Origin of the sequence: Bradyrhizobium sp. Leaf396 (assembly GCF_001424605.1) — a bacterium.
In the GTDB taxonomy this organism is placed as follows: Bacteria; Pseudomonadota; Alphaproteobacteria; order Rhizobiales; family Xanthobacteraceae; genus Bradyrhizobium; species Bradyrhizobium japonicum_C.
Window position 1 is genome coordinate 18,917 of sequence record NZ_LMQJ01000006.1, and the last position, 16,233, is coordinate 35,149.

Consider the following 16,233-nt stretch of genomic DNA (forward strand, 5'->3'; position numbering starts at 1 on the left):
CCAGCTGGTCTTGGAGGGCGGATCGGCGCACCAACCCCCTGCTCAATGGCGCGCCGGCCCCCCGCCGTCAACCCTTGCGAGATGTCGTACCGGCGGGCCGCCGGAAGGACACCGGTCTACCGGGCGCTGGCATACCGCCTCATTCCTCGATGCCCGGTCCCGTCCCCAGCGCGTCCGCTCCGAGGTCGGTCAGCTCGCATTCCAGGCATTCGACGTCGAGGCGGATGGCGCCGCCCTCGGCGAACAAAAGCAGGGCGCTGCCGCTGGGCTCCTCGTGACGCCCGTCCTGGGGGTGAAATTCGATCCCGACGAGGTCCAGCACCTTGTCCGGCGCGGCGAGATCGATGTTGCGCGACTTGCAGGCGAGCACACGGTCGAAACGGAGCGCGGCGACCAGCCTTCGCGGCTCGGCCTCGCCCTCCAATGTCTGCTCCCAGTCCAGCCGGCTCATTCCGACCACGAGCCGCTTCTCGCTCTGCCGCCAGATGATGTCGGACGTCTGGACGCGGGCATCCTGGACATGGGTCGAGATCACGGCGAGATCGTCGGCATCGAGCGCGATCAGTTTGAGCTGGGGCGACATCGCCGGCGCTTCTCCTTGTGGGATGGGGCTCAACGCGCGTAGGCCCCGAAATTTCCGTCCAAACTAGCGGCCCGACGCCCTAGAGGCTATTGATATCCTCCACCTCCAGCACCTTGCGCGGATACCCCTCTCTGGCCACGCGGATCATGGCTCGGCCGATCTGCTCGGTCGAGGTCACAAGCCGCGGCGATATCCGGCGCAGCACCGACCAGAGCGGTCCGCTCACGGCATAGACGGCCTGCACCCAGGCGGTCTTGGACCGGGCGCCGTGCAGGGGCTGGATCGCTGCGGGGCGAAACATGTAGGCGGCTTTGAACGGCAGTTTGAGAAGGTCGTTCTCGGTCTTGCCCTTGATCCGCGCCCACATCCGCGAGCCCTGCTCCGTGGAATCGGTGCCGGCGCCGGTGACATAGGTGAAAATCATCCGCGGATTGAGCCGTGCCAGCATCGTGGCCGCCGCGAGCGTGAGGTCGTAGGTAAGGTGGCGGTAGCGCTCCTCGCTCATGCCGATCGAGGAGACGCCGAGGCAGAAAAAGCAGGCGTCGTAGCCGGTGAGCCTGCCTTCGATCGCGGAATAATTCAGGAAGTCATCGTGGATGATCTCCGTGAGCTTGGCGTTCCGCACACCGGTCGGGCTGCGGCCGACCACGAGCACATGATCGATGCCCGGATCGACGAGACATTCGCGCAAAACGCCCTGCCCGACCATGCCGGTCGCGCCGAAGATCATGACTCGCATCGGGATGCCCCAGGGATTCGCCGCTCACGCGGCCGCCGCGATCTCATCGAAGGATAGACCGGTCAAGGTCGCCGAGGCATCCCACAGCATGGCCGCCACCGCGAGATCCTCCGCCTGCGGCATGATCCTTGCCGGCCCCGGGATCCCCTTCAATTCGCAAAACCCGCTTGGACCGTAGTAGCCACCCGGCTCAGCGTCAGGGGAGGTCGCGGCGAACAGCGTGGGCAGCGCGCCTTCGGCAGCGGACTGGCTGATCAAAGGCTGCAGCAGCCGGCCGACCCGCCCTTGGAACGTGTTGGCACCCGGCCCGTTCGCAATGAGGTCAGTCCGCGCGTAGCCGGGATGAGCAGCAAGGCTCATCAGACCCCAGCCGGCGGCGACGCTGCGACGTTGGAGCTCCAGCGCAAACATCAGCATCGCCAGCTTGGACTGGCAGTAGGCGCGCCACGGACGATAGCAGTGTTTGCCTTGCAGATCCTCGAAATTGATCGCACCGGCGCGGTGCGCAAGGCTGGAGAGATTGACGACGCGGGGCGCAATGGCGCGGCGAAGCTGCGGCAACAGCCGCGCCGTCAGGGCGTAATGACCGAGATAATTGATGCCGAGCTGCATCTCGAATCCATCCTCCGTCTGCTGCCGCTTCGGCACGGCCATCACGCCGGCATTGTTGACGAGGAGATCGAGCCGTTCGTTGTCGGCAGCAAAGCGCCGGGCAAAATCGGCGATCGAGGCAAGGCTTGCGAGGTCGAGATGCTCGTAGGCGATCAGCGCGTCGGGAAACCGCTCGCAAATGCCTTCGATCGCCTGCAGGCCCTTTGCGTCGTTGCGTCCGGTGAGTATGACGATGGCACCGGCGCCAGCGAGCGCCATCGCCGTCTCGTAACCGAGCCCGCCCGTCGCTCCGGTCACGACGGCGGTCATGCCGCCGAGCGTGGGGATGCCTGCCGTGGTCCAGTCGATCATGCCATGCCTCCCGCGGCTTTCACGAGGCGAAAACGCCCGCGACGGATCTAAATGTGCACTGAGTGCAAATTTGCAAGAGCCGGAAACGATTTGAAGGCTTCCAAGGTCGTCGGGAGATCGGTCAGGAATCACGCCAAGCCATTGCCGGCAGGGGCAAAAGCCCACGACGATCCCGGCTTGCGCCAGCGGAAATTGCAGAAAACTTGCGAGCGGCTGAGCCGCACAGCGCCGGCGCTGTTCCTGGAGCGCCACTTCGAAACGACGATCATCGAGGATGCGCGTCGGCAGCGAGAGCTGGAGCGGCGAAGGTGCGCGAGAGAAGCCGGAAGCTTTCGTCTAGCGCACCTTCGATGCAATCAAGGCAATATTGAAGTGAGCTCTCTCACTCCTTGAAGAACGCCAGGAGATCGGCGTTGATGGTTTCGGCGTGCGTAGTCGGCATGCCGTGCGGGAAGCCCTTGTAGGTTTTCAGGATACCCTTCTTCAGCAGCTTGGCCGACAGCGGGGCGGAATCGGCGTAAGGCACGATCTGGTCGTCATCGCCGTGCATCACCAGCACGGGCACGTTGATCTTCTTGAGGTCCTCGGTGAAATCAGTCTGCGAGAACGCCACGATGCCGTCGTAATGCGCCTTGGCGCTGCCCATCATGCCCTGGCGCCACCAATTCTGGATCACCGCTTCGAGTGGTTTTACGCCGGGGCGATTGTAGCCGTAGAACGGGCCGGCGGCGATGTCGCGATAGAAGGCCGAGCGGCCGGCCGCGAGCTGGGCCTGGAAATCGTCGAACACGCTCTTCGGCAAACCGCCCGGATTGGCAGCGGTCTGCACCATCAGCGGCGGCACCGCCGAGAGGATCGCGGCCTTCGCCACCCGGCTCTCGCCGTGGCGGGCGATGTAGTGCACGACTTCGCCGCCGCCGGTGGAATGCCCGACATGGATGGCATTGTTGAGATCGAGATGTGCAGTGAGCGCAGCGAGATCGTCGGCATAATGATCCATGTCGTGACCGTCGGCGACCTGCGCCGAGCGGCCGTGGCCCCGGCGGTCATGGGCGATGACGCGATAGCCGCGCGTAACGAAGTACATCATCTGCGCGTCCCAATCGTCCGACGACAGCGGCCAGCCATGGCTGAACACGATCGGCTGGCCCGATCCCCAGTCCTTGTAGAAGATCTCGACGCCGTCTTTGGTGGTGATGGTGGGCATGGATGTCTCTCTTTCGATGAAGATCAGTTGCATGAGGCGAGGACGAGCTCGCGCCGGCGATCCGCAGTTAGTTGCGCGGGATCCCGAATGCGATGGCCCGCATCACGAGGGGACGTTGAGAATCGTGTGATCAGGCAAACGCCATCGGCCTGAAGCGGCGCCACGCACCTATTGTGAGCACGACGAAGAACACCAGCACGATGCCCTGCACGACGGCGAACACGGGACCGGAGGGCGGCGCCGGCGCTACGGCCGGTGCGAGCGCGGCGAGCGCCGGCACCTTCAGGAACGATTGGATCACCAGCACGAAGACGTTGAAGTAGAGCGAGATCATCGCGGTCACGATATAGACCGGACGCCAGACGCCTTTGAGCTTCATGCCGTAGAGAGCGACGCAGGCGACCGCGAGCAGCACCAGCGAGATGATGCCGATGATGTGCGAGGGCAGCAGCTCCTTGAATGGAAACAGGAAACCGGTCGCGCTGGTGAGGATGGTGAACAGCAGGAAGATCGCAGTGAGGCCCGGCATGGGCTTCGAGCCGAGCAGGCCGAACATCACGACCAGGCCGGCAACGATGGCGATCAGGCTGATGACGACATGGATCAGCGTAAGAGCAGGCAGGCTCAACCCAAGGACCATCACATTTCTCCTCGTCTCCATCGAGACGCGGAGGATGGTATTACGGTCCTCATCGGATTGCTACATGCGTTGTCGTCACATGCATGAGCGCAGCCATGCGCCGTCCTGCGAACGACAAACGCATGACTGATTTTTTTGCACCGCTGTCACAAACGACGGCAGGCTTTCGACGAAAGTTGGATCGATCTCTCACACTTCCTTGGTGTCGAAGATCAAGATGTCGGCGCCGCCGCTGGCGAATTTCGGCACGTCGGCGCCGGTCGCCTTGCCTTCCGGGCTGCCGAATGCCGCCTGGATATCGGCCACGCTGTCGAACGTTAGGACGGCGACGAGATGAATTCCGGAGGGACCTGCGGGAGATGAAACCGGTCCCTTGCTGACGGCGTATTTCTTCAGGCCTGGAAGCTTCTTCGCGAGCGGGATGTGCGTTTCGGCGTAGTGCTTGTCGAAGGCGGCAGCATCCTTGGGTGTTTTGTAGAGCACGACGACTTCAGCCATTTGGTCCTCCCGTTGGGTTTTTTGCTGGTAGATCCTCATGGTGAGGAGGCGCGTGAGCGCCGTCTCGAACCATGAACGGCCCAGATGCACCCGGGCCTTTATCCTTCGAGACGCCGCTTCGCGGCTCCTCGGGATGAGGGGATAGTCGGCAGGATGCGGCGAGATGGCAAGCCTCATTCGACTTGCCATTTGCTTGTCTTGTCCTTGCCTAAAGCGCCGGCTTTGCGGCGTCGCCGAGATAGCCATGCAGGGAGGCCACGACTTGGGCGCCCTCCCCGATGGCCCCACCGACGCGCTTGACCGAGCCGGAGCGGACGTCGCCGACGGCGTAGACGCCGGGCACGGAGGTTTCCAGCGGCGCCACCAGCTTGCCCTGGTTCTGCTCGGACTGCGCGCCGGTCACGACGAAGCCGCCGCGATCGAGCGTCACGCCGCAGCCGTCGAGCCAGTTGGTGGCGGGATCGGCGCCGACGAACAGAAAGAGATTGCGGATGTCGGCTGAGTCTTCGTCATCCGACAACCGGCTCTTCCAGCGGATCCGACGCAGCAGCGAAGCCTCGTCGCCTTCCAGCGCGGTGATCTCGGTGTTGAACATCAATTCAATGTTCGGGGTCGCTTCGATGCGCTCGATGAGATAGCGCGACATGCTGGCACCCAGGCCGCCGCCGCGGATGATCATCAGCACGCGTTTGGCATGACCCGACAGGAACACGGCGGCCTGGCCGGCCGAATTGCCGGCGCCGACCAGAGCGACCTCTTCGCCTGCGCAGAGCCGCGCCTCGACTGGCGAGGCCCAGTACCAGACGCCGCGTTCCTCGAACTTGTCGAGGTTCGCGATATCAGGCCGGCGATAGCGCGCGCCGCTCGCAACGACGACCGAACGCGAGCGCAAGGGGTCGCTGCCTTCGAGCGCGACCGAAAACGCGCCGTCCTTGCGCGTGCAGTCGAGCGACTTCACCGTGACGGGAATCATGATGTCGGCGCCGAACTTCTGCGCCTGGGTGAAGGCGCGCGCGGTCAGCGCCTGACCGGAAATGCCGGTCGGAAAACCCAGATAGTTCTCGATGCGCGCGCTGGCGCCGGCCTGACCGCCGAAGGCGCGGGTGTCGAGCACGGCGACCGACAGCCCTTCGGACGCGGCATACACCGCGGTGGCGAGCCCCGCGGGTCCGCAGCCGACGACGGCAACGTCGTAGATGCGGTCGCCCTTCGGCCCGCCGATCATGCCGATGGCGCGCGCAAGCTCGGTCTCATCGGGGTTGCGCAGCACGGCGCCGTCAGCGGTGACGACCAACGGCCAGTCCTCGGGCTGCGGCGAATAGCGCGTAATGAGCTCGGCGGCGTCGCGATCGCGCTCGGGATCAAGCAGATGATGCGGCTGACCGTTGCGGGTGAGGAAGCCCTGCAACCGCACCACGCCGGCGGAGTTCGACGGGCCGAACAGCACAGGACCGCCGACGCCGCCCTGGATCAGATTGACCCGGCGCAGGATCAGCGCGCGCATGATGCGCTCACCGAGCTCGGCTTCGGCGACTAGCAGCGCGCGCAGCCGGTCCGGCGGCAACAGCAGAGTCTCGACCTCGCCCTCGGCGCGGCCGTCGACCAGCGCCGGGTGGCCTGAGAGCTGGCTGAGTTCGGCCACGAATTGCCCGGGCCCCTGGTCGATCACCGGTGTGACATGACCGAGCCCGTCGCGCTGGGTGATGGCGACATGGCCCTTCAGCACGACGAACATCCCGGGGCCGGGCTTGCCGGTCTCGAACAGGAACGCGTCATCCGCATAGGTGCGGATTTCGCCGAACTGCCTGATGCGCTCGATCTCGGCGGGTGTCAGGTTTGGAAAAGTCTGTTCTGGCCGGGTGAACCGGGACATCAGCACGTCGCCTTCGGTTCTTTGCGGTTCGTCCTGCCCGATCGCCACCATATGCACTCCAGATTTCAGCCGCCGGCGTTCAACTTCAGGTCTCGCCGGCGGTCCCCTCATCTAGGGAACCGTCGTCGTTCTCCAAGGCCCCGGTCATCGCGGCACGTTCGCGTGCCTGCACCTTCCGCCGCTTCAGGTTCTCGCGCAGCGCCGATTTCAGGCGATCGTCCCGCGATGCCCTCGCCTGCCCCACGCTCTTGTCGTCCTGGTCCGTCATCACCTGGTCCGTCATCAAAGGTCCATTCATGGGATCTGGAGCAGGATGCCACCGAACTATGGCAGCTCAAGAGGCGGCCGCGATGCGATCGTGCGAAACGCGAAATGAGGCAAGTCCGACGTCCGGAGCAACTGGCCAATTGGCCGGGGAGGTCGGCCCGAAACCGGGGGAAAGCTGATGGTTTCGCGCGAAAATGGGCATTTTGGCCCGGATATCGACCCGATTTTCTCGATTTGATGGAGCTTGCAAGCTTGCGCAGGAGGGGGGCTTGTGGCAGATATCGGCCCGCTTGGTAGGCCCCTCGGGCGCCCGATTCTTCACCAGCACATGCTGCCGTAGCTCAGTGGTAGAGCACTCCATTGGTAATGGAGAGGTCGACAGTTCAATCCTGTCTGGCAGCACCATCTCTCCCCATTGAAGCGACCCCTTTGCCTGGCCAGCGAGCCTGCAACATCCACGGATGCCATCGTGATCAAACGCTCCCTGCCCTATGAAGGACTGCTCCACGAGATCGTCGAGCATAACGGCGTGCTCTATCTCGGCGGCATCGTCCCCGAGGACACCGGGCTCGACATGGCGGGCCAAGCCGACGATGTGCTGCGCCAGTTGAAGACCCTACTCGAGGGAGCCGGCTCCGATCTTTCCGGCGTTCTGCAGGTGACCATCTTCATGGCCGATCTCGCCGACAAGGCGGCGTTCAACCAGGTGTGGAAGCGCTATTTCACCGCGGACCATCTGCCGGCGCGTGCCGCCATTGGCGTTGCGGATCTCGGCCCCGGCGTCAGGCTGGAGCTGACGGCGATCGCCGCACGTCGCTGAGACAAGCTACATCGGCGAGGCGAGAGCGCCCGGTCGTTCCTCTCTCCCACATGAAGCAGCGCTTTCGCGGCGCGAAGTGCCCGAATCTTGCTGCTCTTTTTCGCCCTCGCTTCTGAAGCGAGCGCAGGCAGGGCCGGGGGCCGGCTGGGACCGATGGTCCGCTCGCGCGGAAAATCGCACACGCAATGCGCAGGCGGAAAACAGGTGGACCGGAAAAACACTCGGCCTTCCCTGCGCGATGGGTTGACGGCCTATGCATGCTCTCCCCGGAGTTCCTTCTGGCCGTCACCTCGCGAAAACCGATGCCGCGCGTCCGGTCGGCCGGTGCATCTTCGCGAAGGCTTGGCTGTAACAACCACAGCCAGAACGACACGGCTTGGCCGTAGGCGGCAGCCCCGTTCGTCACACCGAGAGGGACCTCACGAGTTCAACCGCTCTGGTCCTACCTTGCCGTGCCAGACGCAGCCGCGTCCACGTTCGTTGCGACGTACGATCGCCGCTCTCCTCGGGCCGGGAAGGCGGAATAATGCTGTAAATCAGAATTTCGACAGAGCCGAATATTGTGCAGGAAGAGGTTTTGCGGAAGGTGGGGCGTTTTGCCTACGATTCGCCATCGGGTCCCGCAGGTAAGGTTAATACTTCCTTTCGATTGTCGGTAAAATTTTATCTATTATGGTCCTCGCCGCGGATGATGAACCAGAGGCTCCGACAGTGTTTGCGTTTTTCCTGATCGTTACTGGAATCGTGTTGCTTCTCTCCAGCCTCGTTGCCTTCGGCTTTCATAGAAACTCACTGCACTCGATGGCGCTGCTCTAGCCATCTCAGTTCGCAGGACAGGGAGCGCGAAGCGAACCCAACAAGTCCCTTGCGCGATGACCAGACATGATGGGTTCGCAAGGCTTCGACCATCCTACGCATGATCAATTGTCGTTCCCTGCCTGGCGACTGGTGAGGCGATTGTCCGCCCTTCGCAGCCGACGGCAAAGTTCGCGGTTGATGTTCTGCAGGACGATCACATAGGCGTGGATGTCCGTCTTGTAGCAGGCGTAGAGATTCTTGGCGGTCAGCTCGTACAGCACCGTCGGCGCTTCCGCGACCACCGTGGCGGAGCGGTTCTGCATTTCGATCAGCGTCATCTCGCCGAAGAAATCACCAGGCTGCAGAACGGACAGCGGGATGACGCGACCCGCACTCGTCCTCTTGCTCACCGCGAGCCGGCCGGATTTGACGATGAACATCGATCGTCCCGGCTCGCCTTCCGCCACGACGGTGTCGCCGGCCTCGAACCGGCGTTCGGCCAGCATCGATATCAGCAGGTCGAGGCTTCCGTCCGACAGGCCGCCGAAGAACGGCGTCGCGAGCAGGAACGCTTTCAGATCGGGAGCCGTGAGCGTCATGGTGCGAAATTACGCCCCGTCCCCGACTGCGGCAAGCAGCTCGTAGCAACCAGCCTACTGCTGCGCTGGACTCTCCCCGCGCAGCGTCCTTCGCTTTCGCCACACCTGCAGGTCAATCATGACCTTCGCGGTTGCCGTGAGTACCAGCACGCACAGGGCCGCCTTTGAGATCGTCTCCATCGTCCCCTCGATGAGGAGGCAATGGACCACGCTCCCCGTGACGATGACGATCGCCAGCGGCATGTGAATGAAGCGCCACGTTCGCAGGCGCAATCCCAACCACCGGCGCAGGGAAGCCAGCAGCGCGACGACGAAGATCGCCCACATCGCGGTCACGCCGAAAGGCGAGAATGGCGTCGGCGATGCGTAGGTCAGGGCATCGATCATGTCGGGCGGGCTGGTGAACCAGAGGCCGGCGACGTGGATAACGACCGCCACCACCAGCGCGCCGCCGATCCAGTGGTGCGCGCGCCGCCCGCGATAGGCCGACAGGCCCGGCAGATAGCCGCCGATCAGCAGCGGCTGAAGAAGCACAAGCCCAAGCGCAACGATCCCGGCGAACCCGGCGAGGATATAGATCGGACCGCGCCATGCGAGCAGCTCGCTGCCTGCAGCAGCGGCAATCGGCACGCCAATCGCCAAGGCAAGGGCGGCCCAGATCAGGACCACCCGCACCGATCTCCACCCCGTCATGCGCCGGCCCGGTCAGGCCGGCTGAAGCACGAAGTGCGCTTCGAGGCTGGTTTCCTTGGCGCTTCGCATCACCGGCCGCAGGAACACGGTCTTGAACTCGCCGCTGTCATAGGCGAGATGGCCGTGCGGCTGGCCGAAAACGGGAATGATCTGCGGCATCTCGAGCCGGAACTTGCCGTCCTTGTCGGTGAGCGTGGCCCCGTGGCTCTGCGGCTCGTGCTCCTGGCCTTCGACCGTGTGCGCCCAGATCTGGATGCGCTGCCCGGCGAGCGGCGCGCCGTCGCCGGCGCGGCGGACGGTGCCGCTCATCCAGAAGCCGCCCTTGCCAATCCGCTCCACGACCGGCGCGCCCTTTCGATAGTTGTTCGCCCCGCCCGACATCGTTTCGGTCGGTGCGAGGCCTGCCGCACGTGCCGGCAGCAGCAACCCGGAAACGCCCGAAGTCAAAACTCCGGTTGCGAGGACGGACCCGCCAGCGGCGAGCAGGCTCCGGCGGTTGATTGCGACCGTGGTCATGTCGGTTCCTCCTGGCAGCTCTGCTGTCCGGCAAGTTACAACAACAGGCGAGAAACGCCCAATCGAGATCAGGGGCGCCACAGGTCGCAATAACAGTGTTGTGAACCGGGGTGCGGGCTGCTTGAACAGCTCAGAGGACACGCGGCGCCATCAAGATCCGGATCGCGCAGCAGAGTTCGTGCAGCATTCCCGCCGTCGGCCTCCTATATGTGAGGTCTCGCGCGCAGTACGTCCCTTCACAGGTCCCCTCACATGATCCCCTTCTCCATCCTCGACCTCGCGCCGATCCGCCAGGGCGGCGATGCCGCCCAGGCGTTCCGTAACTCGCTCGATCTCGCGCAGCATGCCGAGAAGTGGGGCTACAAGCGGTTCTGGCTCGCCGAGCACCACAACATGACCGGAATCGCGAGCGCGGCGACGTCTGTGGTGATCGGCCATGTTGCGGGCGGGACGAAGACGATCCGGGTCGGCTCCGGCGGCATCATGCTGCCGAACCATTCCCCGCTGGTCATCGCCGAGCAGTTCGGCACGCTGGAGTCGCTTTATCCCGGGCGGATCGATCTCGGGCTCGGCCGCGCGCCGGGCACCGACCAGTTCACGGCCCGGGCGCTGCGGCGCGATCTCGCCACCACGTCCGAGAACTTTCCGCACGACGTGCTGGAATTGCAGGCCCTGCTCGGCGACGTGCAGCCGAACCAGACGATCCGCGCGGTGCCAGGCATGGGAACGAAGGTGCCGCTGTGGATCCTTGGCTCCAGCACCTTCGGCGCGCAGCTCGCCTCGATGCTGGGTCTGCCCTTCGCGTTCGCCTCGCATTTCGCCCCGCAGATGATGATGCCGGCGCTGCGCGAATATCGCGCGCGCTTCGAGCCGTCGGCGCAGCTCGACAAGCCCCATGCGATGATCGGCGTCAACGTGTTCGCGGCCGACAGCGAGGTCGAGGCGCAGCGGATGTTCTCATCGCTGCAGCAGCAGTTCATCAACCTGCGCCGCGGCACGCCGGGGCCGCTGCCGCCCCCGGTGGACGACATGGACGCGCTGTGGTCGCCCGCGGAAAAGGCCGGCGTTGCGCAAGCGCTGTCGTGCTCCGCGGTGGGCTCACCCGCCGTCGTGGAAGAGAAGCTGAGGGCGCTGATTGCCGAGACCGGCGCGGACGAATTGATGACGACGGGGCAAATCTACGACCACGCCGCGCGGCTGCGCTCGTTCGAGATCGCGGCCGAGGTGCGGGACCGGCTGGCGAAGCAGCCGATGTGAGGCCGATTGTTGCGGCGATGAAGGTGCGCTTAGAACCTTCTAGTCCGCAAACCCGAACAACTTGGCCGGATTGTGCACCAGGATCTTTTCCAGCTCCGCCTGGTCCGGCGCGTAGCGGTACATCAGCTCGAGCAGGTCGGCATCGTTCGGCGGCTGCTTGACCGATACCGGATGCGGCCAGTCGCTGGCCCAGACGCAGCGGTCGGGAGCGGCCTCGATGTAGGCGCGCGCGATCGGGATCACGTCGTCATAGGGTGCACCGGTCTTCGAGGTCTTTTCGCCGAGCGACAGCATCACCCAGAAATTGCCCTTGCCGAGCAGCTCCAGCATCTTGCGCAAATTCGGATCGTTCTTGCCGGCTTCGGGATCCGGGCGCGCCATGTGGTCGATCAGCACGGGCACGTCGAGATCCTCGTACTTGGCAACGCTCGACATGATGCCGTCCTTCTCCGGCTGGATCTTGACGTACCAGCCGAGCTCGCGGATGCGCGCAATGGCGCGGGCGAAATCGGCATCCGATAGTACGGCGCCGAGCTCCTGGCGGAAGCTGAAGCGCGCGCCGCGCACGCCGGCATCGTCCAGCTTGGCGAGATAGGAATCGCTCGCTTCGGCGAACACCAGCGCGTTGGCGCAGCCGCGATAGTTCGGGCCCATCGCTGCGAGGCCGTCGAGCACGACGGCGTGGTCGGCGCCGTAGGTCGTGGTCTGCACGATGATGCCGCGCTCGATGCCGAGTGCTTTGTGCATGCGCAGCGCCGCCTCCCAGGTCGCCGTTGGCATTCGATAGGCGGCGCCGGGACGCTCCGGATATCTCTCGATCGGACCCAGCACGTGAAACTGGCTGTCGACGGTCTTCGGCGGCGGCGCCTTGCCGGGACGGCGCGGATTGGGATCGAACGGCAGATAGGTCGGCATGCCCAAAGCTCCTTTAGTCGATCACGGCGGTGAAGTCGCACTGCACCAGCGCGCCGCCATCCATGTTGTCCATCGGCAGCGCGTGGCGCGCGGGCCGGGAATGCTCGTCCGGAAACATCTTGAGCCACTCGACATTGACGGGATCGCGATTGGCGCGGTCCTTCAGCCACACCGTCATCTTGATGATGTCGTCGGTCGTGCCGCCGGCGGCCTCAACCGTCGCCTTCATATGCGCGAACATGTTGGCGCATTGCGCGTCGAGACTCTCGGGCATCGTGTTGGTCGCGGGATCGCGGCCAAGAATGACGCCGGACATCACGAGATTGCCGATGCGGCAGGCGTTCGGAATGGGGTTGACGTGCTTGAAGCCGCCGATGTGGATGCTCCTGCGCCGCGTGTGAGCACTCATGATACGCTCCCTCCTGTTATTGGGTCAGACGAACTGGCACGACACCGAGCCGAAGGCGCCGTAGTCGGCATGGAAGGTATCACCGCGGCGGATGTCGACGGGCCGGATGAACGAGCCCGCCAGCACGACCTCGCCGGCCGCCAGATGCTCGTCATGCGGCGCGAGGCGATTAGCGAGCCAGGCGATGCCATTCGCCGGATGATTGAGCACGCCGGCGGCAAGCCCGGTCTCCTCGACCTCGCCGTTGCGGAACAGCAGCGCCCCGATCCAGCGCAGGTCCGCATCCATCGGGCGGATCGGCCTTCCGCCGAGCACCAGCGCGGCGTTGGCCGCGTTGTCCGAGATCGTGTCCATGACCTTGCGGGTCTTCCCTGTCTCCGGATCGACGCGGTGCATGCGCGTCTCCAGTATCTCCAGCGCGGGGGTGACGTAGTCGGTGGCGTTCAGCACATCGAAGATGGTGCAATCGGGCCCGCGCAGAGGTGCCTTCAGCACGAAGGCGAGCTCGACCTCGATGCGCGGCGCGTGAAAGCGGTCGAACGGAACAGGCGTCGCGTCGGCATAGAACATATCCGCGAACAGCACGCCGTAATCGGGCTCGCTGATGCCGACCGCGTTCTGCATCGCCTTCGAGGTCAGGCCGATCTTGTGCCCCTTGATGATCCGGCCGCGGCCGAGCTGCAGCTTGGTCCAGGCGCGCTGGACGGCGTAGGCATCCTCGATGCTGAAATCCGGATATTCCTTCGAGAACATCGGGATCAGCGTCTTGGTGCGTTCGGCCTCGTCAAGCCGGGCGGCGAGACGTTCGATCGTGGCAGCGTCCAGCATGGCCTATTGCTCCGCGGCAACGGTGTTGCGCAGCACGCCGATGCGGCTGGATTCGACCTCGACGACGTCGCCAGCCTTGAGCCAGCGCGGCGGATCAAAGCGCGCGCCGGCCCCAGTCGGCGTACCCGTCACGATCATGTCGCCGGGCTTCAGCGTCGCGAATGTTGAGAGATAGGAGATCAGGAGATCGAACGGGAACATCAGCCGCTCGGTCGTGTCCTGCTGCCGTACCTCGCCGTTGACACGCGTGACGATGTCGTGGGGGCCGCGCGGGTCGAGCTCGTCCGCGGTGACGATCCAGGGACCGATGCTGCCGGAGCGGTCGAAATTCTTGCCCTGCGTGACGTTGAACTTGCCGTGGCGCAGCCAGTCGCGGATCGTGCCCTCGTTGCACAGCGTCATGCCGAAAATGTGCGACCATGCTTTCTCTCGCGGGATGTGGCGGCCGCCCTGCCCGATCACGATGACGAGCTCGCCTTCATAGTCGAGCTGATCCGAGACTTTGGGTTTCTCCAACGGCTGGCCGGAGCCCGTCATGGAGGACATGCTGCGCACGAACAGGCTGGGATATTTGGGCAGGTCCGAATTGTCTTTGTATTCCGCATTGCGCTCGGCATAGTTGACGCCGATGCACCAGAGCTTTTCCGGCGCCAGTACCGGCGGCAGCAGGACGAGCTTGTCCAGCGCGTAATCGGGCTTCTGTCCGGCGACCGCTTCCTGCGCATCGCCAAGCGCATTCGCCGCGATCAGCGCCTTCAGGTCGCAAAAGTCACGGCCGATGCGTTTGGTCAGATCGACCACGCCGCCTTCGACGGCCGCGCCATAGCGCGGCTCTCCGTCCAGGAGATAGCTCAGGAGTCGCATTGTATTCCTCCAATGATCGTGAGGCAGCGGGGCCCAAGACAGACCCGCGCATTCAGTCTTTCGATTTGGGAGTCTGGAAGACGGTGTTGAGCGTCACGATCTCGCCGAGCCGCGCGTAGCGCGGGCCGCCGATGCGTGCGATCGGATCGAGCGCCTTGGTCTCGACCTTGCCGTCGTTCACGAGGCCGTCGCGCAAATGGAACATCACGACCTCACCGACGATGAGCCGGCTCTTGGCCTCGCCGAATTCGAGGCACTGCCGGAAGCGGCATTCCATCGCGATCGGTGCGGCGGCAAGCCGGCGCACCTTGACGAGATCGCAGGGCAGCGTTTCGAGCCCGAGATGCTCGACCTCGCTGATTTCAGGCGGGTGCTCGACCGAGCTATCGTGCACCGCATTCATCAGAGGCGTGTCGGCGATGTGGATGACATACTCCTCGGTGTCGAGGATGTTGTGCCCGGTGTCCTTGTAGTTGGCGCCCTTGCGGCCGACGCTGATCGCGAGCATCGGCGGCTTCTGCGAAACGAAGGTGAAGGCGCTGAAGGGCGCGAGATTGAGCACGCCCTTGCTGGACAGGCTCGTCACCCACGCGATCGGGCGCGGCACCACGATGCCGGTCATCAGCCGGTAGATGCGCTCCGCGCCGAGCTCGGTGGGATCGATCCGCATCGATCAGTCCGCCCTGATATTGGCCTTGCGCACCACGGGAATCCACTTGGCGTCCTCGCGTTCGAGATAGGCCTTGAATTCGGCTGGCGTCATCGGCGTGGCTTCGCCACCGAGCTTCTCGAACTTGTCGATCACGGCGGGGTCCTTGAGGATCGCGACCAGCGTCTCGTGCAGCTTGTCGACGATGGGAGCCGGCGTGCCCGCGGGCGCGAACAGGCCGGTAAAGGTCTGTCCGTCGAATTCCTTGTAGCCGAGCTCGGCGAAGGTCGGCACATCAGGCAGGGACTTCAGGCGGTGCGGGCTGGTGACGGCGAGCGCACGGAACAGGCCGGCCTTGATATGCTGCAGGCTGACCGTGAGCTGGTCGAACGCGAACTGGACCTGACCACCGAGCAGATCATTGATCGCCGGCGCATTGCCGCGATAGTGCGCAGTGACCCATTGCAGGCCGAGATTCGACTGCATCAGCTCGCTGAGCAGATGGTTGGTGGTGCCGGGGCCGGGCGAGGCCATGGTCAGCTTGCCGGGCTCGCGCTTGGCGAGATCGAGAAACTCCTTGAGCGTCGTTGCCTGTACCGACGGATGAACCTCGAGCACCAGCGGCGTCATCGAGATCGTGGAGATCGGGAGGAAGTCCTTCTTCCAGTTGTAGGCGTCGCGCTTGTTGATCTCGGTCGCAAACAGCACGGGTCCGTTAGCGCCGACGAACAGCGTGTAGCCGTCAGGCGCGGACTTGGCGAAAGCCTCGCCCGCGATCATGCCGCCGGCTCCGGCCTTGTTCTCGATGACAAAGGGCTGGCCGAGCTTTTCCTGGAGCTTATCGGCGACGATCCGCGCGGCGCTGTCGACGTTGCCGCCGGCGGGATAGGGCACGATCAGCTTGACGTTGCGCGCCGGCCATTCCTGGCCTGACGCAGGTCCCGCCAGCATCGCAGTGACGGCAGCTATGGCAATCCAGATTAATCTCATGTTAACCTCCCGGCGGCGCTTCCAGTTCATCTCGAGCGCCTGACATTGCGCATGGCGCCCGATCGCCGCGCAATCTCCAGATGCGCGCTTGTCCTGTCGAGTGAATTGTGGCGTTCTTGTCCATA

The 16,233-nt window shown here is 64.4% G+C and carries 19 protein-coding genes and 1 tRNA gene; 3 read left to right on the plus strand and 17 right to left on the minus strand.

The features are described from left to right. Positions 1 to 139: 139 nt before the first annotated feature. The 8 genes from ASG57_RS07795 to ASG57_RS07830 all read right to left on the minus strand — a co-directional run bounded on the left by ASG57_RS07795 (position 140) and on the right by ASG57_RS07830 (position 6,771). Positions 140 to 583, minus strand: a complete 444-nt coding sequence (locus tag ASG57_RS07795) for a DUF2948 family protein (protein WP_057195989.1) — start codon at positions 581 to 583, stop codon at positions 140 to 142. A 79-nt stretch (positions 584 to 662) separates the two neighbouring features. Continuing rightward, complete coding sequence (locus ASG57_RS07800) at positions 663 to 1,322, minus strand: Rossmann-fold NAD(P)-binding domain-containing protein (protein WP_024339049.1); 660 nt, start codon at positions 1,320 to 1,322, stop codon at positions 663 to 665. 24 nt (positions 1,323 to 1,346) lie between these two features. Beyond that, entirely contained in the window at positions 1,347 to 2,285 is a 939-nt protein-coding gene (locus tag ASG57_RS07805) for an SDR family oxidoreductase (RefSeq protein ID WP_024339050.1), read from the minus strand. Between the two features lie 382 nt (positions 2,286 to 2,667). Then, positions 2,668 to 3,492 (minus strand): alpha/beta fold hydrolase, encoded by an 825-nt coding sequence (locus ASG57_RS07810; protein ID WP_057196077.1) that lies wholly within the window; start codon positions 3,490 to 3,492, stop codon positions 2,668 to 2,670. A gap of 130 nt (positions 3,493 to 3,622) precedes the next feature. Then, on the minus strand, positions 3,623 to 4,132 hold the full coding sequence (locus ASG57_RS07815) for a hypothetical protein (protein ID WP_057195990.1): 510 nt from the start codon (positions 4,130 to 4,132) through the stop codon (positions 3,623 to 3,625). Positions 4,133 to 4,321: 189 nt separating this feature from the next. After that, positions 4,322 to 4,630, minus strand: coding sequence for an EthD family reductase (locus tag ASG57_RS07820; RefSeq protein ID WP_024339053.1), 309 nt, complete (start codon positions 4,628 to 4,630; stop codon positions 4,322 to 4,324). Between the two features lie 208 nt (positions 4,631 to 4,838). Next, positions 4,839 to 6,554: an FAD-dependent oxidoreductase gene (locus ASG57_RS07825; RefSeq protein WP_200948536.1), complete on the minus strand. Its 1,716-nt coding sequence runs from the start codon at positions 6,552 to 6,554 to the stop codon at positions 4,839 to 4,841. A gap of 34 nt (positions 6,555 to 6,588) precedes the next feature. After that, positions 6,589 to 6,771 carry a hypothetical protein gene (locus ASG57_RS07830; RefSeq protein ID WP_057196079.1) on the minus strand — a complete coding sequence of 61 codons (183 nt, stop codon included), beginning with the start codon at positions 6,769 to 6,771 and terminating at the stop codon, positions 6,589 to 6,591. A gap of 329 nt (positions 6,772 to 7,100) precedes the next feature. Between ASG57_RS07830 and ASG57_RS07835 the strand changes: the two genes are divergently transcribed. Next, positions 7,101 to 7,175, plus strand: a tRNA-Thr gene (locus ASG57_RS07835). 64 nt (positions 7,176 to 7,239) lie between these two features. After that, positions 7,240 to 7,590 (plus strand): RidA family protein, encoded by a 351-nt coding sequence (locus ASG57_RS07840; RefSeq protein ID WP_156402611.1) that lies wholly within the window; start codon positions 7,240 to 7,242, stop codon positions 7,588 to 7,590. A 920-nt stretch (positions 7,591 to 8,510) separates the two neighbouring features. Here the strand turns inward: ASG57_RS07840 and ASG57_RS07845 are convergent. From ASG57_RS07845 to ASG57_RS07855, 3 genes are read right to left on the minus strand one after another with little or no spacing between them, the layout of a single operon-like run. Next, positions 8,511 to 8,987 (minus strand): cyclic nucleotide-binding domain-containing protein, encoded by a 477-nt coding sequence (locus tag ASG57_RS07845; protein ID WP_024339057.1) that lies wholly within the window; start codon positions 8,985 to 8,987, stop codon positions 8,511 to 8,513. A 54-nt stretch (positions 8,988 to 9,041) separates the two neighbouring features. Continuing rightward, on the minus strand, positions 9,042 to 9,680 hold the full coding sequence (locus ASG57_RS07850; protein WP_057195991.1) for a ferric reductase-like transmembrane domain-containing protein: 639 nt from the start codon (positions 9,678 to 9,680) through the stop codon (positions 9,042 to 9,044). A gap of 12 nt (positions 9,681 to 9,692) precedes the next feature. After that, positions 9,693 to 10,196: a peptidase associated/transthyretin-like domain-containing protein gene (locus ASG57_RS07855; RefSeq protein ID WP_057195992.1), complete on the minus strand. Its 504-nt coding sequence runs from the start codon at positions 10,194 to 10,196 to the stop codon at positions 9,693 to 9,695. Between the two features lie 252 nt (positions 10,197 to 10,448). Here ASG57_RS07855 and ASG57_RS07860 point away from each other — a divergent pair, with 252 nt between their 5' ends. Beyond that, positions 10,449 to 11,453, plus strand: a complete 1,005-nt coding sequence (locus ASG57_RS07860; RefSeq protein WP_024339060.1) for an LLM class flavin-dependent oxidoreductase — start codon at positions 10,449 to 10,451, stop codon at positions 11,451 to 11,453. Between the two features lie 39 nt (positions 11,454 to 11,492). Here the strand turns inward: ASG57_RS07860 and ASG57_RS07865 are convergent, their stop codons facing one another. The 6 genes from ASG57_RS07865 to ASG57_RS07890 are packed head-to-tail and all read right to left on the minus strand — an operon-like array spanning position 11,493 to position 16,108. After that, positions 11,493 to 12,368, minus strand: coding sequence for an amidohydrolase family protein (locus ASG57_RS07865; RefSeq protein ID WP_057195993.1), 876 nt, complete (start codon positions 12,366 to 12,368; stop codon positions 11,493 to 11,495). A gap of 13 nt (positions 12,369 to 12,381) precedes the next feature. Further along, a complete protein-coding gene (locus tag ASG57_RS07870; RefSeq protein ID WP_057195994.1) occupies positions 12,382 to 12,777 on the minus strand; it encodes a RidA family protein in 396 nt (131 codons plus the stop codon). 24 nt (positions 12,778 to 12,801) lie between these two features. Beyond that, complete coding sequence (gene hpaH / locus ASG57_RS07875) at positions 12,802 to 13,605, minus strand: 2-oxo-hept-4-ene-1,7-dioate hydratase (protein ID WP_057195995.1); 804 nt, start codon at positions 13,603 to 13,605, stop codon at positions 12,802 to 12,804. A gap of 3 nt (positions 13,606 to 13,608) precedes the next feature. Continuing rightward, positions 13,609 to 14,469, minus strand: coding sequence for a fumarylacetoacetate hydrolase family protein (locus ASG57_RS07880; RefSeq protein ID WP_024339064.1), 861 nt, complete (start codon positions 14,467 to 14,469; stop codon positions 13,609 to 13,611). A 52-nt stretch (positions 14,470 to 14,521) separates the two neighbouring features. Next, positions 14,522 to 15,139 (minus strand): flavin reductase family protein, encoded by a 618-nt coding sequence (locus tag ASG57_RS07885; protein ID WP_057195996.1) that lies wholly within the window; start codon positions 15,137 to 15,139, stop codon positions 14,522 to 14,524. A gap of 3 nt (positions 15,140 to 15,142) precedes the next feature. Further along, on the minus strand, positions 15,143 to 16,108 hold the full coding sequence (locus ASG57_RS07890; RefSeq protein ID WP_057196081.1) for a Bug family tripartite tricarboxylate transporter substrate binding protein: 966 nt from the start codon (positions 16,106 to 16,108) through the stop codon (positions 15,143 to 15,145). Between the last annotated feature and the right edge of the window lie 125 nt (positions 16,109 to 16,233).

Bases quoted from the DNA above. Each gene is read 5' to 3' on its own strand.
- ASG57_RS07795 (WP_057195989.1), bottom strand. From the start codon at position 583: ATGTCGCCCCAGCTCAAACTGATCGCGCTCGATGCCGACGATCTCGCC.
- ASG57_RS07800 (WP_024339049.1), bottom strand. From the start codon at position 1,322: ATGCGAGTCATGATCTTCGGCGCGACCGGCATGGTCGGGCAGGGCGTT.
- ASG57_RS07805 (WP_024339050.1), bottom strand. From the start codon at position 2,285: ATGATCGACTGGACCACGGCAGGCATCCCCACGCTCGGCGGCATGACC.
- ASG57_RS07810 (WP_057196077.1), bottom strand. From the start codon at position 3,492: ATGCCCACCATCACCACCAAAGACGGCGTCGAGATCTTCTACAAGGAC.
- ASG57_RS07815 (WP_057195990.1), bottom strand. From the start codon at position 4,132: ATGGTCCTTGGGTTGAGCCTGCCTGCTCTTACGCTGATCCATGTCGTC.
- ASG57_RS07820 (WP_024339053.1), bottom strand. From the start codon at position 4,630: ATGGCTGAAGTCGTCGTGCTCTACAAAACACCCAAGGATGCTGCCGCC.
- ASG57_RS07825 (WP_200948536.1), bottom strand. From the start codon at position 6,554: ATGGTGGCGATCGGGCAGGACGAACCGCAAAGAACCGAAGGCGACGTG.
- ASG57_RS07830 (WP_057196079.1), bottom strand. From the start codon at position 6,771: ATGACGGACCAGGACGACAAGAGCGTGGGGCAGGCGAGGGCATCGCGG.
- ASG57_RS07845 (WP_024339057.1), bottom strand. From the start codon at position 8,987: ATGACGCTCACGGCTCCCGATCTGAAAGCGTTCCTGCTCGCGACGCCG.
- ASG57_RS07850 (WP_057195991.1), bottom strand. From the start codon at position 9,680: ATGACGGGGTGGAGATCGGTGCGGGTGGTCCTGATCTGGGCCGCCCTT.
- ASG57_RS07855 (WP_057195992.1), bottom strand. From the start codon at position 10,196: ATGACCACGGTCGCAATCAACCGCCGGAGCCTGCTCGCCGCTGGCGGG.
- ASG57_RS07860 (WP_024339060.1), top strand. From the start codon at position 10,449: ATGATCCCCTTCTCCATCCTCGACCTCGCGCCGATCCGCCAGGGCGGC.
- ASG57_RS07865 (WP_057195993.1), bottom strand. From the start codon at position 12,368: ATGCCGACCTATCTGCCGTTCGATCCCAATCCGCGCCGTCCCGGCAAG.
- ASG57_RS07870 (WP_057195994.1), bottom strand. From the start codon at position 12,777: ATGAGTGCTCACACGCGGCGCAGGAGCATCCACATCGGCGGCTTCAAG.
- hpaH (WP_057195995.1), bottom strand. From the start codon at position 13,605: ATGCTGGACGCTGCCACGATCGAACGTCTCGCCGCCCGGCTTGACGAG.
- ASG57_RS07880 (WP_024339064.1), bottom strand. From the start codon at position 14,469: ATGCGACTCCTGAGCTATCTCCTGGACGGAGAGCCGCGCTATGGCGCG.
- ASG57_RS07885 (WP_057195996.1), bottom strand. From the start codon at position 15,139: ATGCGGATCGATCCCACCGAGCTCGGCGCGGAGCGCATCTACCGGCTG.
- ASG57_RS07890 (WP_057196081.1), bottom strand. From the start codon at position 16,108: ATGAGATTAATCTGGATTGCCATAGCTGCCGTCACTGCGATGCTGGCG.